Here is a 24,249-nt window from a genome sequence, read left to right as displayed (position 1 = left end):
GAATTCTCATGTCGTCTATCGTTGTTGTTGGTGCCAACTGGGGTGATGAAGGCAAAGGTCGTATCGTTGACTTTTTGGCCGAACACGCCGCTGCAAGTATTCGTTTCCAAGGTGGTAATAATGCTGGCCATACCGTGGTAAACCACCTCGGTACGTTTAAGTTGCACCAGCTACCGAGTGGCGTATTTAACCCAGGTTGTTTGGCCGTGCTTGGCCCAGGCATGGTGATTAGCCCTGAAGCACTGAGCAAGGAGCTGGCAGAAGTGGAACAAGCAGGCGTAACCGTGAACCTGTGCATCTCTGATCGCGCGACGTTCTGTCTGCCGCTGCACGCTCTGGAAGACACGCTAGAAGAACAGCGTTTAGGCGACAAAGCGTATGGCTCGACTCGTCAGGGAATCGCTCCGGCGTACGGCGATCGCGTGATGAAGAAAGGCATTCTGGTCGGCTGGTTGAAGCAACCTGAAGTGCTCGTTGAGCGCATTCAGTTCCTGCTCGATTGGAAATTGCCGCAACTGCGCGCGCTATATCCAGATTTCAACTTTACTCAAAGCGCGCAAGAGATGGCGGATTGGCTGCTTGAGGTTTCTGCTCCTTGGCGTGATGCGATTTGTAACGTTTCGACCCCACTAAAAGCACTGCAAGCTGAGCAATCCAACCTGCTGTTTGAAGCACAGTTGGGCGCGGGTCGTGACTTGGTTTATGGCGAATACCCTTGGACGACCTCTTCTAACGTCGTCTCCGCTTACGCGGGCATTGGCAGTGGCTTGCCTGCTCTTCGCCCAGAGCGCGTGATTGCGGTCGCCAAAGCATTCAGTTCCTCCGTAGGGACAGGCACCTTGATCACCGCGATGGAAGAGCAAGACGCGTTCCGTGAACTCGCCAACGAATTCGGCGCAACCACGGGTCGCCCACGTGATATGGGTTACTTTGACGCGGTGGCGACCAAAAATGGCGTTGAACTGCAAGCCGCAACTGAGATTGCCCTGACCAAGCTTGACTGCCTAACTGGCCTTGCTGATCTAAAAATTTGCGTTGCCTACCAAGGCGAGCATAGCGAAAACCCAATTTGGCCACAAACAGCGGCGCTTGCACCTGTTTATGAAAAGATGGCCAGTTGGAGTGAAGACATCACGGGCTGCCGTCAATTCGACGAGCTACCTATCGCTGCGCAGCAATATGTACTGCGTATTGAAGAGCTGATGGGTGTGCCCGTGAGCATGGTTTCTGTTGGCCCAGGCCGCGAACAGATGATCATTCGCTAATCCTCTGCACCATCGAAAAAATCCGGGTTCGCCCGGATTTTTTCTTTTTGCCGTGCGCTGGTGGTTTTTGTTCAGTATCCCCTGTTTTTGTCTGTGTTTAATCGGCAAAATCCGTACTACACTGCTCAGGTATTCTTAATCATTGAAAAAGGAAAGAACCATGATCGAACAAGGGCAAACCCTGCCAAATGCGACACTGAGTCAATTGACCAAAGATGGTATGGTCAACCATTCGGTTCAAGAACTGTTTGCTGGTAAGAAAGTCGTCCTGTTTGCTGTTCCGGGCGCATTTACGCCAACGTGCTCTGAAGCGCATCTACCGGGTTACGTGGTACTTGCGGATCAACTCAAAGCCAAAGGCGTAGACATCATCGCTTGTGTTTCGGTTAACGACGCATTTGTGATGAAAGCGTGGGGCGAAGCGCAAAATGCTTCTGAGCTAATGATGTTGGCCGACGGTGATGCAAGCTTTACCAAAGCACTGGGTCTTGAGATGGATACCGCTGGCTTTGGCGGCGTACGTTCACAGCGCTACGCGATGGTGATCGACAATGGTGTGGTGACCACACTGAATGTGGAAGCACCGAAGTCATTCGAAGTGAGTAACGCCGAAACGATTCTTGCCGCACTGTAATTCACGCCAAAAACGGCAACAGCAAGAACCGCAATAGCGCGATTGCAAAATAGATAGAAGAAAAAACGGAAGCCGCGCTTCCGTTTTTTATTGCAGTGAGCATTCGCTAAATCGTGACCACCACACGCAGCGCCAACAAAATCAGCACCACGCCTGACAGCCGATCAATCAACTGCGCTTTGGCGCGGATCTTATCCACCACTTTGGAACTCGATAGCACGATGGTGATAAAGGTGTACCACAAACCATCGACAATAAACGGCGTCGCAACGATGATGACTTGATTGCTCAACTCATTACCCAGCGCAACAAACTGGCTAAACAAAGCAATAAAGAACAGCGTAATTTTCGGGCTGAGAATCGAGATCAAAAAGCCCTCTTTTGCTGATTGCCATACGGAGGTCTGCTCGCCCGATTCCAATTTGGCAGCCACGCCACCTTTCGAGCGCAGCGCGTTCACGCCCAAATACGCCAGATAGGCCGCGCCAGCGTAACTGATGGTTTTAAACAGCAGCGGGGATTGTTGCAGTACCACCGCCAAGCCGATCAGGGTAACAAAGGCGTAAATGCCAATACCAAACGCGTGTGCCCAACTGGTGGCCAAACCGTTTTTTCGCCCGCCAGCAAGCGCATGTTTCGCCACAATAGCCAAACTCGGGCCGGGCGACATGGCGCCTAGAATACAAATCGTAAATAGTGATAGCCAAACAGTCAGTGTCATGTTCATCTCCGGTAAAACTGCACAGTAACTTGAGTTGAAAATGAAATGAAATCAAACTTCTTCATGATGATGATGATCTGAAATCATACCGATTGAGTATTGGCAACTGAGCATAATGGCTAACACCACTTCTCTTGCCCAGCGGTGTGCTAAATCGCTATCGTATTTGGGATGCCACATCAGCCAGTATTGATGCGGCTCGGTGGAGAGCGGCAGCGGAAGATCGACCAGAGGGTGGTTTTTCGCCAAATTCACTGCGATATGCTTTGGCACCACCATCAGATGATCGCTTTGCAGCAGACAGTTGACCGCGGCAGTGAAAAAAGGCACCTGTAGCGCTATGCGGCGTGCTAGCCCTTTTTCACCCAGCGCGCGATCGGTGGCCGAGTCTTTATCGCCGCCACCGGTGACTTTAATGTGTGAGTAAGCGAGAAAAGCATCCAAGCTCAGTGATGATTGCTGCGCCAGCGGATGTTCCGCACGCATCAGGCAAACCGAACTATCCTGCCCGATGTGCACACTGGAAAGATCGCGTGGCGCTTGAGGCAACATGGTCGAAGCGAGATGAATACCACTGTCGAGTAGCGCCGTCAGATAGCCCGGTTGCCACAAACGATAGCTGAGATTGAGTCTCGGCGCTTGCTGCATGAGCGCCTGCGCGGCCGCTGGGAAAATATATTGTGCGACGTAGTCACTTGAGGCGAAAACAAGCTCCCCTTGCCACTGCTCGGGTACAAAAGAAGGTGCCGCAAATAGATGTTCAAACTCATCCAGCAGACCCAATAACTTGCTCTGTAACGTCAACGCGCGAGCGGTAGGGACAAGTCGATTGCCATCGCGAACCAATAGCGGGTCGCCACACAATTCTCGCAGTTGTGCCAACTGACGGCTCATCGCCGATTGGGTGATGTGCAAACGCTCAGCCGCTCGGCTAACGTGACACTCGTCCAATAGTACATGCAGCGAACGCAGCAAATTGAGGTTGATATTGCTTAGCATAAACACTTCCTTAACCAGTATCCGATGCGCTGTAAATCACACGGCCAAAAGGGTCGGTTTGTTTGCAAGGCACTGTTTGTCAGTAAAACACGCCTTCATTGCTTGAATGCTTTACAGATATTGAAAAATTCATTCAACACCATGTGAGTCATCACGTGTTTGAGATCCGGATAAGCCTGGATCTCTTCACGAATTTGATTTAAGCGAGTCATGCTGGCCACTTCGACATACAGCATCATATCGGTTTCTCCGCTGATTGCATGGCACCACTTAACGCCATCAATCAGATAAATTTGCTTGGCGTATGACTCGCAAAAATGGCTGGATGAGGAGGTATCAAATTTCAGTGCCAAGTACGCGCCGATTTTTTCCCCCGCTGCAGGGTCGGCAATGTCAGCATGGTAGCCTAAAATCACACCATCGCTTTCCAGCTTATTGATCCGTGCGGTGACCGCGGAACGCGACAGGTTCACCGCTTTGGCGATGTCGGTGACAGAACAACGCGCATCCTCTCGCAACATGGTGATGATTTTTTTATCAAACTTATCCATCTTTTCTCACTGCAACCTCTCCTTTTTTTGTCGTTGCATTCTACCCGTAAATCGAGCAGATACCCATCTCCACCTTACTGAAGCCGTTTTGCCAAGAGAAAGCGCCTGATTCCGTCAATTCGTCGCTCAAACAAGGCAAATTGTCTGCTGTGTTTTCGTGCCGAACCCAGTATGCTGAGTCGGATTGATTTCAAACTACTGATGATAAACATAAGTGTTAAGACACGCAGGGAGCGCTCCATGGGTCAACTCAAACAGGAAATTACTTTACTGTCCGGTATCGGACAGCTCTCCACCACCCTCATGGGCACCGGGCTATTTATGATCCCGGCGATCGCCGCAGGCATTGCGGGTCACTATTCGCTGTGGGCTTGGCTGATTCTGTTTGTGCTAATTTGCCCGGTGGCGCTGACGTTTGCGCAGTTAGGCAAGCGTTATCCCAATGCTGGCGGAACGGCTTATTTCGTTCGCCAAGCCTTTAACCCTCGCTTAGAAAGCGCAGTGGCTTGGCTGTTCGTTTCGGTCATTCCCGTTGGTGTGCCCGCCGCGATTGCTTTAGCTGCAGGCTTTTTGCAACAACTCTTGCCAGCGCCACTGGATGGCAATCTCAGCGCACAATTGATCACCGTTGCGTTATTAGTCGGCGTTAATCTGCTTGGAGCAAAATCGTCTGGTCACCTACAAACCGCGATTGCACTGGCCATTTTCGCGCTGGTCGGCGCTTTTTTCTGGCAAGGCGATGTCGGCATGAGTGATTTGCACATGCCGGCGCTTGAAAGCAGCGCGCTCTATTCGATCACCACGGCATTGGCGGTGATGTTCTGGTGTTTTGTCGGCATTGAAGCATTTGCCCATATGGGCGAAGAGTTTAAAAATCCGCAGCGCGATTTCCCCATCGCCATCATTATTGGCTGTTTTGTTGCTGGGGCAACCTATTGGGCCTGTTCGGTGGTGATCCTCAAATTTGGTGCGTACGGCAGCGCGCAGTTTGATAGTGCCTCGATCCCGTGGTTGAGCGAACAACTCTTTAGCGCCAACGCCAAGGTGTTGATCAGCGTCATTGGTTTTTCTGCGTGCTTTGCCAGCGTCAATCTCTACACGCAAAGCCTATCACGTATGATCTGGGCGCAAGCCAGAGCCCATAAACCGCAAGGGAAGATGGCCCAACTTTCCTCACGTGGCGTGCCATTTAACGCGACGTTAAGCGTCGGCGTAGTCTTAGCCCTTGCCTGTTTGGTCGGTTACTTCTCCGGCTTGGATTTGGAGTTCTTCCTTAAACTGGCCAACAGTGTGTTTGTACTGGTTTACCTGCTTGCCATGCTGGCGGCTTATAAACTACTGAGTGGCAGCGCCAAATGGCTGGCAGCATTATCTCTTGTGCTGTGTACCTTGGTTTTCGTCTGTTTAGGATGGTCAATGCTCTACGCGTTAACCATCTTCTCTCTGTTTCTTTTCCAAGGGCAAAAACAAGCTAAAAAAGCGCAGATTTAGTTAGTCTATGTTGTGGCTGTCGATCTGCTGATGATGAATGTGCGTCACGGTCTGTGGCGCTATTTTTTGCCAGTTACCTGCCGCATCCAGCGGCTCTGAGGCCAAGATGATCGCTTGTCCTTTTTGCTCGATAAATACCGTCGGCGGCTCGCCTGCCGAGCTATAACGGACTACCCAAAACTGCTCTCCATCGGAAATGCAAATCGACGCTTTAAAAGGTTCACAGATGGTTTTATCACTCATGGCATGATTCACCTCAGCCAGCGTGCGGCGAATCGCGGTGAGCGCATCATCTTGCAAACCATTTTTGAGCATCAGCAAAAACAGCAACTCGCTGTCGGTCGTACCGCGTTTTTGCACGTAGAGACTCTCCGGCAGCAAGCGCTCAAGGGCAAATTTAACTTGCTCAAAACAGGCAATTTGCCCGTTGTGCAAAAACATCCAGTTTTCGAAAATAAATGGGTGGCAATTTGAGCGGGACACGGAAGCGCCCGTTGACGAACGCACATGCGCCATAAAACGATGAGAGCGAATATGGTGCGCCAGCGAACGCAAGTTTTCATCTCCCCACGCTGGCAGCACTTCGTGAAACTGCCCGGGCGTAGAGCGTTCGGTATACCAACCCAAACCAAAGCCATCGGCGTTGACGCGTGTTACCGCTTTTCTCGCCTCAAGGCTTTGATGCACAAGGGAATGCTCTGGCTTGTATACCAGTTCATCAAGATAAATCGGCTCTCCTTGATAGGCTAACCAACGACACATAATAGAGTTCCTTTAAGTCACGGCAGAATCGGCCTTGAACAAGCTTGCCAGCAGTGCCACTTTGTCGTCAATATCCTCAATACGAACATTGCCAAATCCCAGCACCGCACCATGCCAATCACGTTGCTTTTCGGCGCTCTGTTCATAGGCGCTATGTTCATAATAGCTTAGCGGCCGCACGATAATACCGTGCTCCTTGGCGCGTCGCACCCACTCTTGCTCAGTGATGCCCTGCCACCAGCGCACTGTGATGTGTAATCCAGCGGCTTGACTGATGATTTCGAGCTCTGAAGCAAAATGTCGCGCAATGCTTTCCACCATCTGCTGATGTTTTTGCTTGTAGATGCGGCGCATCTTTCGAATGTGGCGCATCAAATCCCCTTCAGCAATAAACTGCGCTAACGCCAGTTGCGTGTGCGTCGGCGAATCACCTGTGAGGGCATCTTTAATCGTACACGCCTTCTCGACCAAAGCTTTGGGTAGCACCACATAGCCAAGGCGCAGCCCATTGAACATCACCTTGCTAAACGAACCGACATAGATGACCTGCTGCGCTTCGCCGACTTGCGCCGCCAGTCCTTGCAAACTGGTGTAAGGTCGATGCGCAAACTGAAACTCGCTGTCATAGTCATCTTCAATGATCCACCGCTGCTTTTCTCTTACCCAATCGATAATCTGCAACCGCTGTTCTGTGTTCAGTGTGGTCCCCATCGGGTACTGGTTGGGCGTCACACCGCGATGTTTCTTAAACATGCGGCTAAACCCCGTCAAGCTGCTATAGCCTAGCCGCTGGGCAATCTGTTCCAGCGGCACGCCAGAAATCAGCGTGCTCACCACACATGGCGAAATATTGATCATAAACACAAAGAAATGCGCATCAACTCGTTTAGGTTGGACCTACTCTACAAGCTGGATTTTAAAAATACCGTTTAGCCGTTGTCTAAGTAACGCTGCTCTGCACAAAGAAAAAGCGTTATTACCGCCTGTTTGATTATTTTTCCACGCAACCATTGAATTTCATAGACTTTCAAGTACCTTAACTCTCGCAATTTTTCATTTTTATTTCGGGGGATGCTTTGTGAGCGAATTCCAAGATCTGCCCCTGCTTATCGAACAGATAGCCAAAGCAGATGACTCAGAACAGATCGCCTTATTAAACGAATCGATTGAACACGGCCTTGAATCGGGTTCCGTGGCGCTGATTCTCGAAGCTTTCCCTGTCGATGACCGTGTGCGTTTATGGCGGGCGTTACCGCTAGAGATGCACATTGATGTGCTGACTGACATGCGTTCTGAGGTGCGCTACTCGATCATCACCGCGCTATCTGAAGTCGAACTGAAGCTGACGCTGGCCAAACTCGACAACCTCTCGTTGATCGAATGGTCGGACTCTTTGCCAGAAGAGATCATCAATGAAGCGCTTTCATTGATCGAAAAGGACGAACTGGAACTGTTCGATCTGGCAAACCAGTATGGGGATGATGAGCTTGGCCGCTGGGCAGAGCGAAAAATCATCACCCTTCCTTTCACCATTTCGGTTGATCGCGCGAAGCGCTTGATGGCGCGCTACAGCTATGACACGCCACAGCGGATTTATCTGATTAATAAAAAGAAGCAATTTCGCGGCGTGGTCAATTACTACGAGATTCTGCGCAGCGAAGGCACGACCACGCTTAAAAATCTCACCATTGATCCCGTCAATTTGCTCAGTAGCAAAATGGCGCTGTCAGAAGCCGTTGAAGCGGTGGAACACAGCTCGTTACCCGCGCTGCCTGTCGTGGATGAAGACCAAACCTTGATCGGTGAAATTGACTGGCAATTTGCCCTAACCACGCAACGAGAAATCTACGAGGCTCGCCTCATGGCGGGTACTGGTATGGATGAAGGCGACGACTTGTTTGCTCCAGTGATGAAGAGCTCAAAGAAGCGAGGCGTTTGGCTGGGCATTAATCTGCTGACGGCGATTCTGGCTTCCATCACGATTGGTCTGTTTGAAGAGGTGATCGCCCAAGTGGTCGCGCTCGCGGTGCTGATGCCCATCGTCGCCTCAATGGGTGGTATTGCGGGCAGCCAAACATTGACTCTTATGGTCCGCGCGATGGCCCTCAACCAAATTACTCCCGGTAACCGTTTCGCGCTGTTCAAAAACGAGTTTGGCATCGGCGCAATCAATGGACTTCTCTGGGCGGTGATCATCGGCGGTTTGGCGGCGTTGTGGTTTCAATCTCCCCTCATTGGCGCGACGATTTCCTTAGCGATTGTGGTCAACATCGTCACCGCAGCCATGTTTGGCGTTTTGATCCCGATTGTCCTCGACAAGTTTGAACTTGACCCAGCTCTGGCAGGTTCGGTGATACTCACAACGGTAACCGATGTGGTTGGTTTTTTTGCGTTCTTAGGCACAGCGAGCCTAGTCATGCTCTAGTGCAACGCTCACCATCCAAATATTGACTGACGGGAGCAACAGGCTCCCGTCTTCTTTTTAGGCGAATAGATCACCGAATCAATATGTTATTTATCAATGCTATCAGTAGCAATTTAAATGCAAAGTGCAAAATGCAATTGCGTTTTGCAATGAAAAGCCGTGCATTAAGCAATCAATATCACAGAAACTAGGCAAAAATCGTCTAATTTCGCCCTTTAAAAAGTTGGCACGGATAGTGCTTTATATTAACTGACCCTTATTAAGCCGAGGGTCACCTAGCCAACTGACGTTGTTAGTGAACCAGATTGTTCACAAGTATATAAGCCAAGCGCAGCTTTTGCGGTTGGCTCTTTTTTTATCTGCGATTGCACAAAATTGTCTTCGCTCTCTTTCATTCAGCGCAACTTTTCATTTACCCTTTTCGTCAAGACAACTCCAAACGACTCTTTGATGAAAACCGACTACCACAAGCGACTACTCCCCGTCATTCGTCATCTCGAAGCGCATTTTGATGAGCCATTAAACTTAGAAGAAGTCGCTGCACTTGCGCACCTCTCTCCCTATCATTTCCATCGAATTTTCAAAGCCGTCACTGGCGAAACATTAAATGAACATCTTCGCAGATTACGCTTGGAGAAAGTCGCCACTCTCCTGTTTTACCGTAAACTGAGCGTCACAGAAACCGCGTTGAGCTTTGGTTTTTCCAGTTCTCAGAGCTTGGCAAAAGCATTCAAACAGCATTTTGCCTTGACTCCATCTCAAGTCAGGGAGTGTGAGAGTATCAGCGAGTTTGCTGAATTACTCAGAAACAGCAAGATAGGACACACATTGCGCAAGAATGGACACGTCGAGAAACGCAGTTCAGCCTACACTAGAATGAAATCTCACACAGGGAGTATAACCATGGACATGCAACATTTTCCGGCGAGCCATTTGGCGTTTGTACGTGTAACTGGCGAGTATGGGAAGAATTATGAACCAGCAACACAAAAACTTTATCAGTGGGCAAGCCCAAGAGGATTGGCGGATAATACCTGTATTTTTATCTATCACGACAACCCAGAAATTACACCAGCGGAGAAATGCCGCACCGACGTTTGTTTATTGCTTGATGGAGCGGTAGAAGGCAATAATGACGTGGAAATAAAGCCATTTACCGGTGGCCACTATGCCTGTATGCGTAGAACGATTACGGATGTTAAGCAGTATCCTCTGGCTTGGGATGAACTGATGGAACAACTGGTTGAACAAGGGTTAGATTCTGATGATCGACCTTGTTTTGAGCTCTATCACTCCTACGATCCACAAACTCACCATGCCGATGTGAGTTTCTGCACAGCAATAAAAGCCTAGTAAAATTCGGCAGCTGTTCGGCTGCCGCTTACTTCATTTCCACTCTGCTCGATAGTCAAAACTCATCGTTTCAACAATAATCCATAGTAATTATGGAATTAACATCACACAAAAATAGACTAAATGCACAAATAATCGTTTGAGAATTTGCCTGTTGATAGAATCGGTACTAATGTTTACTCATCTCAGTGACCTGATATCGCATCCGCAGTATCGGATCTCACTAACAACGTCAATCACCTCACGCCTGCGTTTGGTATAAAAATAAAAAAAGAAAGCGGCTCCCATTCGGAGCCGCATTTCTTTGTATAATCTGCCTCTGCATTAATTCAGTTGATGTTCGTATTCAATCACCACTTGGTTACCATCAACAAACACGTTCTTAATTACACCATCAACCGTCACGCGACTTTGCAGGAAAATAGATTGCGAATTGCCTAAATTACGCTGAGATAGCGAAGGAATCACTTTAGCTGGCTGAACATGCAACTGCTCACAAAGCTGATGGACAAATCCAAGCGTTAATGGTGCGTTTCCTCTCAGCAGAGAAGAAAACTCATGATGATTCAAACCAAGGCGTTTCGTCATTTCCATCTGCGTAATGTGCATTTTCGCTTTCTGTGACATCCAGAGATCGTATAACGCCATACGATCCTGTTCAGTAAACTCCATGATTTATCCTCATTTATTCGCTATCGGCATGACACTCTCATACATTAATAACTAAAGTGTTAGTTGCAAGTCAAAAAAGCGCCGATTTTCTGCTACAGAAACCGAACAGATTGCACAAAATACAAGGACGATCACATCATTATGAGCGTGGATAGGGCGAAAAAAGAGATGAGTTGTTAAAAACAGTCATTCGCTAATTACCTACATATTGCCTGTGATAAGCACCGCTTTTCTGTTACCTTTTGGCTTTTACTTGCAAAAACAAAAATTTATGAACGATTGGCTACTTGAACTACAACGCGCTCTTTTTAGCAATCACCAAGATTGGTTCGGCAGTGTCCTGTTAATTACTATTGGTAGTGGTGTCGCGTGGTTGATTTGGCGTTTGGTAGTATCACGTCTACGTCTACTAGCAAGCAAAACTCGTCTGCATTGGGATGATATCTTGGTAGAGTCGATCCAAACCCCAATCAGTACTTTGATTTGGTTGTGGCCCGCCACCCTCTCTCTGGCAATCGCCGTACAAAGCCAAACCGGTAAACAACTGGCTTGGCTTGGGATGACCAAACGGCTGCTGCTTATCGCTCTGTTTGTGTGGATCGTCATCCGCTTGATAAGTCGGATTGAAGACTACATTCTCGCTCAGGCAAATCATGACGAAACCACGGTTCAAGCGATTGCTAAAGTCTCTCGACTGTTTTTCTTAGCCATTGCAATGCTTACCATGATGCAAGCCTTTGGTCTCAGTTTATCGGGTTTGCTGACCTTTGGTGGTGTAGGTGGTTTGATTGTCGGTCTCGCTGCGAAAGATCTCTTATCCAACTTCTTTGGCGGTTTGATGATCTATTTTGATCGCCCCTTTAAAGTCGGCGATTGGATCCGTTCTCCAGATCGTCAAATTGAAGGAACCGTTGAGCGCATAGGCTGGCGCATGACCAGCATCCGTACTTTTGAGAAACGGCCACTGTATGTACCCAATTCCGTGTTCAGTAACATCGTGGTTGAAAATCCATCGCGTATGCTCAATCGCCGTATCAATGAAACCATTGGCGTTAGGTACGATGACAACCAGAAATTACCTATTATCATCGAGCAAGTGCGTAAGATGCTGGAACAACATCCCGATATCGATGTCACACAAACGCTCATTGTGAACTTCAATACGTTTGGTCCATCATCACTGAATTTCTTCATCTACACTTTCACAAAAACAGTCAACTGGGTCGAATACCACAGTGTGAAACAAGATGTGCTACTAAAAGTGATGGAGATCATTCAGCAAAATGGCGCCGACATCGCGTTCCCGACCCAAACCATCAAACTCGATCCATTCCAAGCGGGTATCTCGTCCACTGAAAAGGCCTAAATGCGCAGAGCCCGGTTTGGGCTCTGCTTTTTAGTCTTTGCTTAGCACAGTACGCGCATTTAGTGGCTGCAGTGGGCGATTGTTGTGTCCCATGACAGACACCAACTGTTCTGTTTGACTGCTCGAAAGTTCAGAAGCTTGTTTGAGAACAAGCCAACGAACCCCCTCGCTACACGGTGGTGTGGTTAAAGAACCATTAAAGCGATAGTAGTCTTGCTTCTTAGGTAGGAGAGCAGCGACATCAAAGGCATGAGGTAAGGTAACTTGTTCACCCAGAGTAGGCATTTTTGCCGTCAGCTCATTGAGTAACGGATTCAGCTTCCCAGTATCAAACATCACTGCAACAACGGCTAAGTTTCCCTCACTGTCAGCATGTACAAAGTGTGCTTCCAAAGGATACTGCTTTCCCTTTATCACATTTTCAGACGGTGTGTGAAAATGAAACTGTTTAAGTTCAAAGCTTTTTCCATCGATATTCAGAAAGTTTTTCCCACTCACACCCGCCTGAAGCGTATGGCCATTGTTGATCAAAGAAACAGCCTGACCAGTATAGTTCAGCTCAAGCGCTTTCATCTCTGCTTCGATTGGTTGAGCTATGTCAATAGGACTTTGGTTTTTGCCCATTGCACACTCTTTTGCGACTTTCCCCCAATGTTCAGGGCCATGATGGCCTTCATACCCCCATTCAGATGCCAGTGCGGTGTTAGACAACGCCAAAGTGACGAAAAGTACACTGATTTGTTTTTTCATACTTGTTTCCTTGCGAATAAAAATTTAGTAATCGGCAAGGCAATAGTAGTCACAAAGTAAGCCACGCGAATGCGTTGCAAACTTTGTTTGCTAAAGTTGAGTAGCATCTCTCTTCACGGCTTACCGTTAATCCACCAAATCTATACCTAAGGACTCTAAAAGAGACAGTGCTTCGTATCGAGAAAACTTGGCTCCTTTGAGCTGATTATCCAAAAGGTTAATTTCGTATCCCTCGGAATCGCTAAAGTCGACTTTTTGCAACTGGGTACGCATGAAAAGGCTACGGGAAAAATCACACGCCGTCATGGTCGACTCGTTGAAGTTTCCTTCTCTAAAATCAACATCATGCAGTTTGCATTGATTAAACTTGAGGGTATTTAGCGTCAGTGCAAAAAATGAACTGTCGTTCAAAATGCAACGTTGGAAGGAAAGCTCAAAATCACGATGATAAATCGGCCAGTTTGCTTTGGTCCAATCGACGCCAATCAGTTTGCAATCAATAAAAGTAACACCGTAAAACGCCGAGGCAGAAAAATCAGCCAAACTCAAATTGCAGCGTTCAAACTCGCAGTTGTTGAATTTGCAACGCTGAAACTGTGTGTTCGAAAAGTCGCAATCAGTAAACTGACATTCTTCAAACTCAATCCCTTCGAAAGCATCATCGCTGTACTCCAGTTTACTGAACATTTGGTCGAAATACGGCTCGTCATTGCAAAGCGTTATTGTCATTGTCTATTACTCTTATTAATAAGATGCACTCACTCCTACCATACTTATCTCAGACTCGTTATCAGCGGAGTGTCGCTTTATAGTTAAGCGCGTCGGTGACTTTACCTTTTTTATTCATTAACTTCTCTAGCGCTTTATTGTCGACCTTTTTCAACTGTCCGAGTTGCTCAGCACTCATGCCAGAACCGCCAACATCACGGCTTTCAATCGCGACGATAGTCCGACTCGTCACTTTTAGAGCGTCACGATAACCTTGCTGGGTAGACAAATCAAACTGGCTGCCCTCCATCGACGAGCGTAGTTCTCTCGCCCAATAAAATTCGAGAAATGGAATCGCTTTCATGGGCTTATCCCAGGCGACGCCTTTGACAAAATAGACAAGCGAGCGATACTGATCGTCACTGAAATTCGAGATACCCAATTTGGTCGGAAGTTGGTTGTAGTCAATCGGCCTGTCTTGCTCGTTAAAAAGCCAAGCATCACCGTACGCGGCCATTTTTTCCCAGAATGTTGCCCAATCTGCCAACTGGCGATAATCTTTATCTATCAAAACGTTGACGCGTAACCGCTCTCCACCACTAGGCATCTGGTAAAAAACGTTAAACGTATGATGCCCGTCAGTGAGGAAATACTGCCCATTTGGTCCAATAACCACTGTCTTCATTTTGTCTTTATGTGTACCTATCTCATCTTTGCATTGATAAGACAGGTTGTCGTTTGGCAGAGATGCGTCGGTAAAATGTTTGACCCCTTTTTGCCCATTCGATTCGCATAACTCATCGAACATCGTTTTCGGATCGCGATGGTAACGTCCTAACTTGTAGAAAATCTGCTCGTAGCCGATGGATGGTTGAGTCGGCTTCAATAGCCCTAATTCTAGCTCAACAACATCGCCAACCGTCGGCACTACTGCATAAGCAGGTCCAAAACAGCCAACACTCACCACTAAAAGTAGCCATACTATTTTCTTCATCACTCACTCCATATTGGCTATTTTGCCAACCAGATCTCCAACTCGGAAACTTAGCGTAACCGAAAACACTCTGTAACAGAAAAGAGAATAGCTTATACCAATCTAAGTAAAAATATGATCTAATTGATGTCATTCAACGATAAAACTTATTCGCTATGGACAGTCTCAATAATATCGACTTTAAAAAGCTCGCAAGCCAGCAGAAATCTATTCAGATGAAAATGAGATTGCTGGCCCTCGCTCATTTCAAAGAGGGACACTCTCGCACCCAAATCGCCAAGTTTCTTATGGTGAGCCGAACCAGTGTTAATAAGTGGGTTCACACTTTTCTTGAAGAAGGATTAGAAGGGCTGAAGGAAAAGCCAAGAACGGGACGACCCCCCTTCTTAACTTTTGAGCAAAGAGAGCAGTTGAGCCGTATCCGCCCCATGAACCCACGGGGCGATATTGTTAGTGTTTGAAGTTCCAAGGCAGGAGTGCATCGATATCAGGTTCCGCTTTCGCTAACTCCTGCATGCACTTGACCATGTAGTCGTAAAGGATAAGGCCGTTGGCTTTCGCTGTCTCGACGATACTGTAAAGCATCGCGCTCGCTTCCGCCCCGTTAGGGTTGGTCGAGAAGAGCCAGTTCTTTCTCCCAATAACCAGCGGTTTTATTGCGCGTTCAGCTCGGTTGTTGTCTATCGATAAGTGACCGTCATCGATATAGCGGGTGAGCTTCGGCCATTGGCCGAGCGTGTATTTTATCGCTTTACCCAGCGGGCTAGACTCAAGCACTTTCTGAGTTGTCATCCATTCATAAAGCTCATCCAGTATCGGCTTAGCATGCTCTTGGCGCTCTGCTTTTCGTTTTTCCGCAGACTCACCTTTTAAGCGTGATTCTATTCCATAAAGCTTCTGGATTTTGGCCAGCGCTTTATCCGCTTTACCTGACTTGCCTTTGCCTTGAAGCTTCTTCGCCTCCATGAACTTGCGCCGAGCATGCGCGAAGCAACCGACATTGGTGACGAGATGAAGCCCATCATAAACACCATAGCCATCGGTTTGTAGATAACCACTGTAATCCCCCAAGAAGGCAACAGGGCACGCCCTAGCTCGACTGTTTTGATAGTCGTACAAGACGATATTTCTCACATTAGGGAGGGCGGCATCTGGCGAGTCTGCGCCCGAGCAGTAAAGCCACATATAACACTGTTTATCTTCTTTGAGGACATTGAGCGGCGTTTCATCCGCCTGAATCACCACTTGCTCAAGTAGGTGCGTTTTTAAGGCCGCGTAAAGTGGAGCGAACTTCTCACTGACTTGGATAATCCACCTTGCCATGGTGGTTCGTGAGAGTTCGATACCCGACTGGGTAAACAGGGATTCTTGACGGTAAAGTGGCATCGCATATTGGTATTTGCCGAGGATGATATTGGTCAACAAGCTTTCTGTGGCGAAGCTCTTCGGGATAATGCTTTGCGGCGCTGGCTTTTGAACAATGCGGCTGTTGTCCTGAGTTTGCTCGCATTGGCGGCAAGCATATTTAGGACGAACATATTCCAACACTTTAAGTACCGCAGGTGTGAACTCAAGTTTCTCGCTACGGTCTTCACCGATTTTATGCAGACTATGTTGGCAGCAAGCGCACTGCTTTTCATCGTCGTCTAAATCGAGTTCGATAACCTCACGAGGCAAGGTCTTTGGCAGTGGCTGACGTTTACCGCGTTTCTTCGTTGTGATGGTCGTTGTGACAACTTCAACCTCTTCTTCCTTAGCGGCTTCACATTCCGCTTCGTTGAAGAGGTCACCTTGTGATTCATTGTAAGGCTTTAACGCCTCCGAGCGTTTAGCGAACTGACGGTCGAAGGCAAGTTTGAGTTGTTCAAGCAGCGATTGGCGCTCTTGTTTCAATTGGTTTTCTGACGCCAACAGTGCTTTCACCATCGCTTGTAGCTCGGCAACATCTTGGCTTTCTGGGTTGATATTTGGCGTCTTTTTCATGGCATTGATGATACTAAAATCATGCCGTTAATGCTTGGTGGATAAGACTTTATTATCGCTTAAGTCATTGTAAAATCGTTTATTCTAACGGGTTTATGGCCGATAATCGTGAAGCCAGAAAGCAGTCTATCAAGCTCGAATTGAGTTAGGGTAAACACCTCATTTTGCTCTTTTGATGGCCACTTGTACTTGGCTTTTTCAAGGCGCTTATACCAAAGAGCAAAGCCTGTTTTATCCCAGTACAACACTTTGATTTTGTCGCGCTGTTTGTTGGTGAACAGGAACAGTGCGCCGCTGCCCAAGGGCAAGTCGGTGTCATTTTCGATAATCGCAGCGAGGCCGTTGATGGACTTTCTAAAATCGACGCTTTCACGATACAAGTAAATCTTTGGAGCGCTGAGCATGCGTTTCATGATAACGCACCGATAAGCTCTGCGAGATAGGTCGCTGGTGTGCCTTGTGGGATGCTCAGTTCAACATTGTTTACAAGTAGTGTCATGTTGGCAACGACAACGTGAGTGGCTTGATACTTTGTCGTCTTTTCAACGACTTCTGCTTTAACAAAGCCAACCGTGTTCGGTTTTTCGATGTGCTTTAACTGTTGGCGCTTAGCGTAAAAAGTGGAAAGGCTCAGTCCGTTACGTTCACAGAATAATCGTTGTGATAGCTGGCTGGATTCATAGTGTTCGAACAGGGTTCGCCATTCTTGGTTAGTGCGTCGTTTGGCCATTTCAAATCTCCTTTGGGTTGGAGGTTTGATCTTATTATTCGGGCTAGACGATTAGAATGCGGGGTTTATGATGCGCTTACGTTGAGCCAATACATAAAAGATAAAGCCAATGATACACAAGGCGGACGACTGACTGGGGCCGACATCCACGCTTATATCGTGAAAGAATTTGGCCAGCACTACCACCCTGACTCTATCTATTACCTGCTCGAGCACATGGGCTTGTCATGGATAACTTCCCGCTCAAAACACCCCAAGCAATCTCAAGAAGTCCAAGACGATTTTAAAAAAAATTCAAAATTGAAACGATCCTGAAGATCCCAGGACATATCGCTTTAGAGCATGTGGATGTCTGGTTTCAAGATGAAGCCAGATTTGGGCAACAAAACACGACGACACGGTTATGGGCAGAGAAAGGAACACGTCCCAGAGCCGTGAAGCAACAACAATTTGAATATGCGTATCTGTTTGGCTCTGTCTGTCCCGCGAGAGGAATTGGCGAAGCGATGATCGTTCCTTGGGTTAATAAAGAGATCATGATCGAGCATTTAAAGCAAATATCGGCTGTCACAGAGAAAGGGCGTCATGCCTTCATCATTATGGATGGGGCGAGTTGGCATACCAATGACATTGCAGAACCGTTTAGCAATGTCAGTATCATCAAGCTCCCGCCCTATTCACCAGAGCTAAACCCGATAGAACAAGTGTGGAGTTGGCTCAGACAACACTGTCTTGCCAATCAGAGTTTTACCGATTATGAGGATATCGTGGAGAAAGTGTGCAAGGCATGGAATCGATTCTTGGACAGTACAGATAGGGTTAGCAAGATGTGTACAAGAGAGTGGATTAATCTGACCAGTTAATTTTCCAGATTGGTATAATAGATAGAGTCAGGGTGGTAGTGCTGGCCAAATTCTTTCACGATATAAGCGTGGATGTCGGCCCCAGTCAGTCGTCCGCCTTGTGTATCATTGGCTTTATCTTTTATGTATTGGCTCAACTGCTCTCTTTGCTCAGAAGTTAAGAAGGGGGGTCGTCCCGTTCTTGGCTTTTCCTTCAGCCCTTCTAATCCTTCTTCAAGAAAAGTGTGAACCCACTTATTAACACTGGTTCGGCTCACCATAAGAAACTTGGCGATTTGGGTGCGAGAGTGTCCATCTTTGAAATGAGCGAGGGCCGGCAATCTCATTTTCATCTGAATAGATTTCTGCTGGCTTGCGAGCTTTTTAAAGTCGATATTATTGAGACTGTCCATAGCGAATAAGTTTTATCGTTGAATGGCCTCAATTAGATCACATTTTTACTTATATTGGTATTACCTGCTCGACCACATGGGCTTGTCATGGATAACTTCCCGCTCAAAACACCCCAAGCAATCTCAAGAAGTCCAAGACGATTTTAAAAAAAATTCAAAATTGAAACGATCCTGAAGATCCCAGGACATATCGCTTTAGAGCATGTGGATGTCTGGTTTCAAGATTATACCAATATAAGTAAAAATGTGATCTAATTGAGGCCATTCAACGATAAAACTTATTCGCTATGGACAGTCTCAATAATATCGACTTTAAAAAGCTCGCAAGCCAGCAGAAATCTATTCAGATGAAAATGAGATTGCTGGCCCTCGCTCATTTCAAAGAGGGACACTCTCGCACCCAAATCGCCAAGTTTCTTATGGTGAGCCGAACCAGTGTTAATAAGTGGGTTCACACTTTTCTTGAAGAAGGATTAGAAGGGCTGAAGGAAAAGCCAAGAACGGGACGACCCCCCTTCTTAACTTCTGAGCAAAGAGAGCAGTTGAGCCAATACATAAAAGATAAAGCCAATGATACACAAGGCGGACGACTGACTGGGGCCGACATCCACGCTTATATCGTGAAAGAATTTGGCCAGCACTACCACCCTGACTCTATCTATTACCTGCTCGAGCACATGGGCTTGTCATGGATAACTTCCCGCTCAAAACACCCCAAGCAATCTCAAGAAGTCCAAGACGATTTTAAAAAAAATTCAAAATTGAAACGATCCTGAAGATCCCAGGACATATCGCTCTAGAGCATGTTGATGTCTGGTTTCAAGATGAAGCCAGATTTGGGCAACAAAACACGACGACACGGTTATGGGCAGAGAAAGGAACACGTCCCAGAGCCGTGAAGCAACAACAATTTGAATATGCGTATCTGTTTGGTTCTGTCTGTCCCGCGAGAGGAATTGGCGAAGCGATGGTCGTTCCTTGGGTTAATAAAGAGATCATGATCGAGCATTTAAAGCAAATATCGGCTGTCACAGAGAAAGGGCGTCATGCCTTCATCATTATGGATGGGGCGAGTTGGCATACCAATGACATTGCAGAACCGTTTAGCAATGTCAGTATCATCAAGCTCCCGCCCTATTCACCAGAGCTAAACCCGATAGAACAAGTGTGGAGCTGGCTCAGACAACACTATCTTGCCAATCAGAGTTTTACCGATTATGAGGATATCGTGGAGAAAGTGTGCAAGGCTTGGAATCGATTCTTGGACAGTACAGATAGAGTTAGCAAGATGTGTACAAGAGAGTGGATTAATCTGACCAGTTAATTTTCCAGATTGGTATTAGTGTGTCATCGGTAAAGGCAAGGCTGAATTTTTGCTTCACTGCTAGAGATACATGGATATTGCGCTCTAATGCAATTTGGCGATCTTTGGTAAGTAGAGAAAGGCGAACTTCGTTTGGAAAGCCTCGTTCACGCAGTGAAACAGGTACAGGGGAGCGGTGGTAGTAAACACTGGAAGGGAGTTTTAATAGATACATATGTATCACCTCTATGTAGTGGTGACTTTTGGTATGCATCAGATATGAAAAAAGCCCTGAAAAATCAGAGCTTTGCTCATTTAAAAGTGGCGGAGAGATAGGGATTTGAACCCTAGGTACGCTATTAACGTACGCCGGTTTTCAAGACCGGTGCTTTCAACCACTCAGCCATCTCTCCACAAATTGTCATCAACAGATTAGTACACTGACGATGTAGTTATCCGTATAACGGATAACAATATATAAAGCCTGGCGATGTTCTACTCTCACATGGGGAGACCCCACACTACCATCGACGCTGTTTCGTTTCACTTCTGAGTTCGGGATGGAATCAGGTGGGTCCAAAACGCTATGGTCGCCAAGCAAATTCTTTCTCTCTATTTCTAGAGAATAATCTGGAAAGCTGTTTAAGTTCTTTTCAACACATTCAATTCGTTCTTGTATCGAGTCCACCAAAACCCTTTGGGTGTTGTATGGTTAAGCCTCACGGGCAATTAGTACAGGTTAGCTCAACGCCTCACAGCGCTTACACACCCTGCCTATCAACGTTCTAGTCTCGAACAACCCTTTAGGATACTTAAAGTATCAGGGAAGACTCATCTCAGGGCTCGCTTCCCGCTTAGATGCTTTCAGCGGTTATCGATTCCGAACTTAGCTACCGGGCAATGCGTCTGGCGACACAACCCGAACACCAGAGGTTCGTCCACTCCGGTCCTCTCGTACTAGGAGCAGCCCCCTTCAATCTTCCAACGCCCACGGCAGATAGGGACCGAACTGTCTCACGACGTTCTAAACCCAGCTCGCGTACCACTTTAAATGGCGAACAGCCATACCCTTGGGACCGACTTCAGCCCCAGGATGTGATGAGCCGACATCGAGGTGCCAAACACCGCCGTCGATATGAACTCTTGGGCGGTATCAGCCTGTTATCCCCGGAGTACCTTTTATCCGTTGAGCGATGGCCCTTCCATTCAGAACCACCGGATCACTATGACCTGCTTTCGCACCTGCTCGAACCGTCATTCTCGCAGTTAAGCGGGCTTATGCCATTGCACTAACCTCACGATGTCCAACCGTGATTAGCCCACCTTCGTGCTCCTCCGTTACTCTTTGGGAGGAGACCGCCCCAGTCAAACTACCCACCAGGCACTGTCCGCGACCCCGATGAGGGGCCAACGTTAGAACATCAAACATACAAGGGTGGTATTTCAAGGACGGCTCCAACGCAACTGGCGTCACGTTTTCAAAGCCTCCCACCTATCCTACACATGTAGGGTCAATGTTCAGTGCCAAGCTGTAGTAAAGGTTCACGGGGTCTTTCCGTCTAGCCGCGGGTACACTGCATCTTCACAGCGATTTCAATTTCACTGAGTCTCGGGTGGAGACAGCGTGGCCATCATTACGCCATTCGTGCAGGTCGGAACTTACCCGACAAGGAATTTCGCTACCTTAGGACCGTTATAGTTACGGCCGCCGTTTACCGGGGCTTCGATCAAGAGCTTCGACCGAAGTCTAACCCCATCAATTAACCTTCCGGCACCGGGCAGGCGTCACACCGTATACGTCATCTTGCGATTTTGCACAGTGCTGTGTTTTTAATAAACAGTTGCAGCCACCTGGTATCTGCGACTCTCGTCAGCTCCATCCGCGAGGGACTTCACCATCAAGAGCGTACCTTCTCCCGAAGTTACGGTACCATTTTGCCTAGTTCCTTCACCCGAGTTCTCTCAAGCGCCTTGGTATTCTCTACCCGACCACCTGTGTCGGTTTGGGGTACGATTGCTTATAATCTGAAGCTTAGAGGCTTTTCCTGGAAGCAGGGCATCAATGACTTCACTGCCGTAGCAGCTCGACGTCGTGTCTCAGCCTTAAGAGTATCCGGATTTACCTAAACACTCAGCCTACGCACTTGAACCAGGACAACCGTCGCCTGGCCCACCTAGCCTTCTCCGTCCCCCCATCGCAATTATAAGCAGTACGGGAATATTAACCCGTTTCCCATCGACTACGCCTTTCGGCCTCGCCTTAGGGGTCGACTTACCCTGCCCCGATTAACGTTGGACAGGAACCCTTGGTCTTCCGGCGGGGAGGTTTTTCACCCCCCTTGTCGTTACTCATGTCAGCATTCGCACTTCTGATACCTCCAGCATGCTTTACAACACACCTTCAACGGCTTACAGAACGCTCCCCTACCCAATGTGCTAAAGCACATTGCCGCAGCTTCGGTTTACAGCTTAGCCCCGTTACATCTTCCGCGCAGGCCGACTCGACTAGTGAGCTATTACGCTTTCTTTAAATGATGGCTGCTTCTAAGCCAACATCCTAGCTGTCTAAGCCTTCCCACATCGTTTCCCACTTAGCTGTAATTTGGGACCTTAGCTGGCGGTCTGGGTTGTTTCCCTCTCCACGACGGACGTTAGCACCCGCCGTGTGTCTCCCGGATAGTACTTACTGGTATTCGGAGTTTGCAAAGGGTTGGTAAGTCGGGATGACCCCCTAGCCTTAACAGTGCTCTACCCCCAGTAGTATTCGTCCGAGGCGCTACCTAAATAGCTTTCGGGGAGAACCAGCTATCTCCGAGTTTGATTGGCCTTTCACCCCTAGCCACAAGTCATCCGCTAATTTTTCAACATTAGTCGGTTCGGTCCTCCAGTTGATGTTACTCAACCTTCAACCTGCCCATGGCTAGATCACTCGGTTTCGGGTCTAATGCTAGCAACTATACGCCCAGTTAAGACTCGGTTTCCCTACGGCTCCCCTATGCGGTTAACCTTGCTACTAACATTAAGTCGCTGACCCATTATACAAAAGGTACGCAGTCACACCACGAAGGTGCTCCTACTGCTTGTACGTACACGGTTTCAGGTTCTATTTCACTCCCCTCACAGGGGTTCTTTTCGCCTTTCCCTCACGGTACTGGTTCACTATCGGTCAGTCAGGAGTATTTAGCCTTGGAGGATGGTCCCCCCATATTCAGACAGGATAACACGTGTCCCGCCCTACTCGATTTCACTGAACATGCGCCTATGACTACGGGACTATCACCCGGTATCGTTGGCCTTTCCAGACCATTCGTCTAACGCATGTAAAGCTTAAGGGCTAATCCAATTTCGCTCGCCGCTACTTTCGGAATCTCGGTTGATTTCTTTTCCTCGGGGTACTTAGATGTTTCAGTTCTCCCGGTTCGCTTCGCTGCACTATGTATTCATGCAGCGATACTGGCTTATGCCAGTGGGTTTCCCCATTCGGAAATCGGTGACTCAAGTGGCTGTTACTGCCTCATCACCGCTTATCGCAAGTTACTACGTCCTTCATCGCCTCTGACTGCCAAGGCATCCACCGTGTACGCTTAGTCACTTAACCATACAACCCGAAAGGGTCTTTGCGTTAAACAACCAAGGTTCGCTATCTCATTATTTGAATGAGCGAGATAGCATTGATTTGCCGGACTCAATTTTGAATCGTCACTAAACGTGACATTCCCAAGAACACTTGAATGTGTTTGTTGGTGTTTGTCTTAAAGACAAACATTGAGAACTTTACAAACAACAATAAATTGTTGTTTTGTCAGCTTTCCAAATTGTTAAAGAGCAGTGTTATTTCCCGATGAGAAATCCACTTTTTAAAGACTTTCAGCGTCGAAAAAACCACCATCCACATTAAGAGGAGGCTTCATTTGGTGACACAAAAACATTTAAAGAGTGGTGGGCGATACCGGGTTCGAACCAGTGACCCCCTGCTTGTAAGGCAGGTGCTCTCCCAACTGAGCTAATCGCCCACAGTTTGTTTGTCTCCGCTTTTGAAAAAGCAGAATCAAAACAGAATTCCCTGTGGAAGGAAATGGTGGGTCGTGCAGGATTCGAACCTGCGACCAATTGATTAAAAGTCAACTGCTCTACCGACTGAGCTAACGACCCGTGGTATCCCGTAGGGGAGTCGAACCCCTGTTACCGCCGTGAAAGGGCGGTGTCCTAGGCCTCTAGACGAACGGGACACTAAGATACTCTAAACTGTCTAAACCATATCAATCTGTGTGGACACTCATCGCGACT

The 24,249-nt window shown here is 47.7% G+C and carries 21 protein-coding genes, 4 tRNA genes, 2 rRNA genes and 4 pseudogenes; 10 read left to right on the top strand and 21 right to left on the bottom strand.

The window, feature by feature from the left end; translation table 11 throughout:
• The first annotated feature begins 8 nt into the window (after positions 1-8).
• Together I3X05_RS21590 and I3X05_RS21585 are read left to right on the top strand one after the other, a co-directional pair.
• Positions 9-1,265, top strand: a complete 1,257-nt coding sequence (locus tag I3X05_RS21590; RefSeq protein ID WP_039436491.1) for an adenylosuccinate synthetase — start codon at positions 9-11, stop codon at positions 1,263-1,265.
• A gap of 160 nt (positions 1,266-1,425) precedes the next feature.
• A complete protein-coding gene (locus tag I3X05_RS21585) occupies positions 1,426-1,899 on the top strand; it encodes a peroxiredoxin (protein ID WP_061899624.1) in 474 nt (157 codons plus the stop codon).
• 106 nt (positions 1,900-2,005) lie between these two features.
• Here I3X05_RS21585 and I3X05_RS21580 read toward each other — a convergent pair whose 3' ends face one another.
• The 3 genes from I3X05_RS21580 to I3X05_RS21570 form a co-directional block, all read right to left on the bottom strand.
• Entirely contained in the window at positions 2,006-2,620 is a 615-nt protein-coding gene (locus tag I3X05_RS21580; protein WP_337971256.1) for a LysE family translocator, read from the bottom strand.
• A gap of 51 nt (positions 2,621-2,671) precedes the next feature.
• Positions 2,672-3,619 (bottom strand): LysR family transcriptional regulator, encoded by a 948-nt coding sequence (locus I3X05_RS21575; RefSeq protein ID WP_337971255.1) that lies wholly within the window; start codon positions 3,617-3,619, stop codon positions 2,672-2,674.
• A gap of 95 nt (positions 3,620-3,714) precedes the next feature.
• Positions 3,715-4,170 (bottom strand): Lrp/AsnC family transcriptional regulator, encoded by a 456-nt coding sequence (locus I3X05_RS21570; RefSeq protein WP_193167118.1) that lies wholly within the window; start codon positions 4,168-4,170, stop codon positions 3,715-3,717.
• A gap of 240 nt (positions 4,171-4,410) precedes the next feature.
• Here I3X05_RS21570 and yjeH point away from each other — a divergent pair, with 240 nt between their 5' ends.
• Positions 4,411-5,661, top strand: coding sequence for an L-methionine/branched-chain amino acid transporter (gene yjeH / locus I3X05_RS21565; RefSeq protein ID WP_202934739.1), 1,251 nt, complete (start codon positions 4,411-4,413; stop codon positions 5,659-5,661).
• On the opposite strand, the gene I3X05_RS21560 is transcribed toward yjeH, so the two are convergent.
• The 3 genes and pseudogenes from I3X05_RS21560 to I3X05_RS21550 all read right to left on the bottom strand — a co-directional run.
• The gene (locus I3X05_RS21560) at positions 5,662-6,423 is read right to left on the bottom strand and encodes a class II glutamine amidotransferase (protein WP_193167116.1); all 762 of its coding nucleotides are present in this window, start codon (positions 6,421-6,423) and stop codon (positions 5,662-5,664) included.
• A 12-nt stretch (positions 6,424-6,435) separates the two neighbouring features.
• A pseudogene (locus tag I3X05_RS21555) lies at positions 6,436-7,155 on the bottom strand (PLP-dependent aminotransferase family protein); the annotation flags it as partial.
• A 33-nt stretch (positions 7,156-7,188) separates the two neighbouring features.
• A pseudogene (locus I3X05_RS21550) lies at positions 7,189-7,281 on the bottom strand (hypothetical protein); the annotation flags it as partial.
• 220 nt (positions 7,282-7,501) lie between these two features.
• Here I3X05_RS21550 and I3X05_RS21545 point away from each other — a divergent pair.
• Both I3X05_RS21545 and I3X05_RS21540 read left to right on the top strand, forming a co-directional pair.
• Positions 7,502-8,848 carry a magnesium transporter gene (locus I3X05_RS21545; protein WP_337971254.1) on the top strand — a complete coding sequence of 449 codons (1,347 nt, stop codon included), beginning with the start codon at positions 7,502-7,504 and terminating at the stop codon, positions 8,846-8,848.
• Positions 8,849-9,298: 450 nt separating this feature from the next.
• A complete protein-coding gene (locus tag I3X05_RS21540) occupies positions 9,299-10,201 on the top strand; it encodes an AraC family transcriptional regulator (protein ID WP_337971253.1) in 903 nt (300 codons plus the stop codon).
• Positions 10,202-10,525: 324 nt separating this feature from the next.
• Here I3X05_RS21540 and I3X05_RS21535 read toward each other — a convergent pair whose 3' ends face one another.
• Positions 10,526-10,873: a hypothetical protein gene (locus I3X05_RS21535; protein ID WP_045569535.1), complete on the bottom strand. Its 348-nt coding sequence runs from the start codon at positions 10,871-10,873 to the stop codon at positions 10,526-10,528.
• 271 nt (positions 10,874-11,144) lie between these two features.
• Here I3X05_RS21535 and I3X05_RS21530 point away from each other — a divergent pair, with 271 nt between their 5' ends.
• A complete protein-coding gene (locus I3X05_RS21530) occupies positions 11,145-12,239 on the top strand; it encodes a mechanosensitive ion channel family protein (RefSeq protein ID WP_193157964.1) in 1,095 nt (364 codons plus the stop codon).
• Between the two features lie 30 nt (positions 12,240-12,269).
• On the opposite strand, the gene I3X05_RS21525 is transcribed toward I3X05_RS21530, so the two are convergent.
• The 3 genes from I3X05_RS21525 to I3X05_RS21515 form a co-directional block, all read right to left on the bottom strand.
• On the bottom strand, positions 12,270-12,989 hold the full coding sequence (locus tag I3X05_RS21525; RefSeq protein WP_193167114.1) for a carbonic anhydrase: 720 nt from the start codon (positions 12,987-12,989) through the stop codon (positions 12,270-12,272).
• A gap of 126 nt (positions 12,990-13,115) precedes the next feature.
• Positions 13,116-13,718 carry a pentapeptide repeat-containing protein gene (locus I3X05_RS21520; protein ID WP_193167113.1) on the bottom strand — a complete coding sequence of 201 codons (603 nt, stop codon included), beginning with the start codon at positions 13,716-13,718 and terminating at the stop codon, positions 13,116-13,118.
• Positions 13,719-13,779: 61 nt separating this feature from the next.
• The gene (locus tag I3X05_RS21515) at positions 13,780-14,691 is read right to left on the bottom strand and encodes a ParB/Srx family N-terminal domain-containing protein (RefSeq protein ID WP_045569538.1); all 912 of its coding nucleotides are present in this window, start codon (positions 14,689-14,691) and stop codon (positions 13,780-13,782) included.
• A 155-nt stretch (positions 14,692-14,846) separates the two neighbouring features.
• Between I3X05_RS21515 and I3X05_RS21510 the strand changes: the two genes are divergently transcribed.
• Positions 14,847-15,152 (top strand): helix-turn-helix domain-containing protein, encoded by a 306-nt coding sequence (locus tag I3X05_RS21510; RefSeq protein WP_337971252.1) that lies wholly within the window; start codon positions 14,847-14,849, stop codon positions 15,150-15,152.
• On the opposite strand, the gene tnpC is transcribed toward I3X05_RS21510, so the two are convergent.
• The 3 genes from tnpC to tnpA are packed head-to-tail and all read right to left on the bottom strand — an operon-like array spanning position 15,142 to position 17,404.
• The gene (tnpC, locus tag I3X05_RS21505; RefSeq protein WP_193277853.1) at positions 15,142-16,674 is read right to left on the bottom strand and encodes an IS66 family transposase; all 1,533 of its coding nucleotides are present in this window, start codon (positions 16,672-16,674) and stop codon (positions 15,142-15,144) included. The two genes, I3X05_RS21510 and tnpC, sit on opposite strands and share 11 nt — an antisense overlap.
• Positions 16,675-16,733: 59 nt before the next feature.
• A complete protein-coding gene (gene tnpB / locus I3X05_RS21500) occupies positions 16,734-17,087 on the bottom strand; it encodes an IS66 family insertion sequence element accessory protein TnpB (protein ID WP_337970604.1) in 354 nt (117 codons plus the stop codon).
• Positions 17,084-17,404, bottom strand: a complete 321-nt coding sequence (gene tnpA / locus I3X05_RS21495) for an IS66 family insertion sequence element accessory protein TnpA (RefSeq protein WP_045569184.1) — start codon at positions 17,402-17,404, stop codon at positions 17,084-17,086. The genes tnpB and tnpA overlap by 4 nt, the downstream gene beginning before the upstream one ends.
• A 75-nt stretch (positions 17,405-17,479) precedes the next feature.
• Here tnpA and I3X05_RS21490 point away from each other — a divergent pair.
• A pseudogene (locus I3X05_RS21490) lies at positions 17,480-18,267 on the top strand (IS630 family transposase); the annotation flags it as partial.
• On the opposite strand, the gene I3X05_RS21485 reads toward I3X05_RS21490, so the two are convergent.
• Positions 18,264-18,659 carry a helix-turn-helix domain-containing protein gene (locus tag I3X05_RS21485; protein WP_337971251.1) on the bottom strand — a complete coding sequence of 132 codons (396 nt, stop codon included), beginning with the start codon at positions 18,657-18,659 and terminating at the stop codon, positions 18,264-18,266. The pseudogene I3X05_RS21490 and the gene I3X05_RS21485 overlap by 4 nt on opposite strands.
• Before the next feature lie 58 nt (positions 18,660-18,717).
• Here I3X05_RS21485 and I3X05_RS23880 point away from each other — a divergent pair.
• Together I3X05_RS23880 and I3X05_RS21480 are read left to right on the top strand one after the other, a co-directional pair.
• Positions 18,718-18,884, top strand: a pseudogene (locus I3X05_RS23880) (IS630 family transposase); the annotation flags it as partial.
• Positions 18,885-18,946: 62 nt separating this feature from the next.
• Positions 18,947-19,983, top strand: a protein-coding gene (locus I3X05_RS21480; protein WP_337971250.1) for an IS630 family transposase whose coding sequence is annotated in 2 segments (ribosomal slippage) — positions 18,947-19,405 and positions 19,408-19,983 — 1,035 coding nt in all. Because the reading frame shifts where the segments join, the coding sequence is not laid out codon by codon here.
• Here the strand turns inward: I3X05_RS21480 and I3X05_RS21475 are convergent.
• The 7 genes from I3X05_RS21475 to I3X05_RS21445 all read right to left on the bottom strand — a co-directional run bounded on the left by I3X05_RS21475 (position 19,967) and on the right by I3X05_RS21445 (position 24,191).
• Positions 19,967-20,197, bottom strand: a complete 231-nt coding sequence (locus I3X05_RS21475; RefSeq protein WP_139046385.1) for a DUF6538 domain-containing protein — start codon at positions 20,195-20,197, stop codon at positions 19,967-19,969. The genes I3X05_RS21480 and I3X05_RS21475 overlap by 17 nt on opposite strands.
• Before the next feature lie 87 nt (positions 20,198-20,284).
• Positions 20,285-20,375 (bottom strand) — tRNA-Ser (locus I3X05_RS21470).
• Between the two features lie 69 nt (positions 20,376-20,444).
• Positions 20,445-20,560: ribosomal RNA gene (gene rrf / locus I3X05_RS21465) — 5S ribosomal RNA — on the bottom strand.
• 110 nt (positions 20,561-20,670) lie between these two features.
• Positions 20,671-23,560, bottom strand: a 23S ribosomal RNA gene (locus tag I3X05_RS21460).
• 339 nt (positions 23,561-23,899) lie between these two features.
• Positions 23,900-23,975, bottom strand: a tRNA-Val gene (locus tag I3X05_RS21455).
• 63 nt (positions 23,976-24,038) lie between these two features.
• Positions 24,039-24,114, bottom strand: a tRNA-Lys gene (locus tag I3X05_RS21450).
• Position 24,115: 1 nt separating this feature from the next.
• Positions 24,116-24,191, bottom strand: a tRNA-Glu gene (locus tag I3X05_RS21445).
• Between the last annotated feature and the right edge of the window lie 58 nt (positions 24,192-24,249).

The organism is Vibrio navarrensis (assembly GCF_015767675.1).
GTDB lineage: Bacteria > Pseudomonadota > Gammaproteobacteria > Enterobacterales > Vibrionaceae > Vibrio.
Note: the sequence above shows the minus strand (reverse complement) of the source record. Positions and strands in the feature narration are given on the sequence as shown.

Excerpts from the sequence above, each read along its gene's own strand:
- I3X05_RS21525 (WP_193167114.1), bottom strand. The coding sequence starts at position 12,989 with ATGAAAAAACAAATCAGTGTACTTTTCGTCACTTTGGCGTTGTCTAAC.
- I3X05_RS21590 (WP_039436491.1), top strand. The coding sequence starts at position 9 with ATGTCGTCTATCGTTGTTGTTGGTGCCAACTGGGGTGATGAAGGCAAA.
- I3X05_RS21515 (WP_045569538.1), bottom strand. The coding sequence starts at position 14,691 with ATGAAGAAAATAGTATGGCTACTTTTAGTGGTGAGTGTTGGCTGTTTT.
- I3X05_RS21580 (WP_337971256.1), bottom strand. The coding sequence starts at position 2,620 with ATGACACTGACTGTTTGGCTATCACTATTTACGATTTGTATTCTAGGC.
- yjeH (WP_202934739.1), top strand. The coding sequence starts at position 4,411 with ATGGGTCAACTCAAACAGGAAATTACTTTACTGTCCGGTATCGGACAG.
- I3X05_RS21475 (WP_139046385.1), bottom strand. The coding sequence starts at position 20,197 with ATGTATCTATTAAAACTCCCTTCCAGTGTTTACTACCACCGCTCCCCT.
- I3X05_RS21535 (WP_045569535.1), bottom strand. The coding sequence starts at position 10,873 with ATGGAGTTTACTGAACAGGATCGTATGGCGTTATACGATCTCTGGATG.
- I3X05_RS21575 (WP_337971255.1), bottom strand. The coding sequence starts at position 3,619 with ATGCTAAGCAATATCAACCTCAATTTGCTGCGTTCGCTGCATGTACTA.
- tnpB (WP_337970604.1), bottom strand. The coding sequence starts at position 17,087 with ATGAAACGCATGCTCAGCGCTCCAAAGATTTACTTGTATCGTGAAAGC.
- tnpC (WP_193277853.1), bottom strand. The coding sequence starts at position 16,674 with ATGAAAAAGACGCCAAATATCAACCCAGAAAGCCAAGATGTTGCCGAG.
- I3X05_RS21585 (WP_061899624.1), top strand. The coding sequence starts at position 1,426 with ATGATCGAACAAGGGCAAACCCTGCCAAATGCGACACTGAGTCAATTG.
- I3X05_RS21520 (WP_193167113.1), bottom strand. The coding sequence starts at position 13,718 with ATGACAATAACGCTTTGCAATGACGAGCCGTATTTCGACCAAATGTTC.
- I3X05_RS21570 (WP_193167118.1), bottom strand. The coding sequence starts at position 4,170 with ATGGATAAGTTTGATAAAAAAATCATCACCATGTTGCGAGAGGATGCG.
- I3X05_RS21530 (WP_193157964.1), top strand. The coding sequence starts at position 11,145 with ATGAACGATTGGCTACTTGAACTACAACGCGCTCTTTTTAGCAATCAC.
- tnpA (WP_045569184.1), bottom strand. The coding sequence starts at position 17,404 with ATGGCCAAACGACGCACTAACCAAGAATGGCGAACCCTGTTCGAACAC.
- I3X05_RS21485 (WP_337971251.1), bottom strand. The coding sequence starts at position 18,659 with ATGGACAGTCTCAATAATATCGACTTTAAAAAGCTCGCAAGCCAGCAG.
- I3X05_RS21560 (WP_193167116.1), bottom strand. The coding sequence starts at position 6,423 with ATGTGTCGTTGGTTAGCCTATCAAGGAGAGCCGATTTATCTTGATGAA.
- I3X05_RS21540 (WP_337971253.1), top strand. The coding sequence starts at position 9,299 with ATGAAAACCGACTACCACAAGCGACTACTCCCCGTCATTCGTCATCTC.
- I3X05_RS21510 (WP_337971252.1), top strand. The coding sequence starts at position 14,847 with ATGGACAGTCTCAATAATATCGACTTTAAAAAGCTCGCAAGCCAGCAG.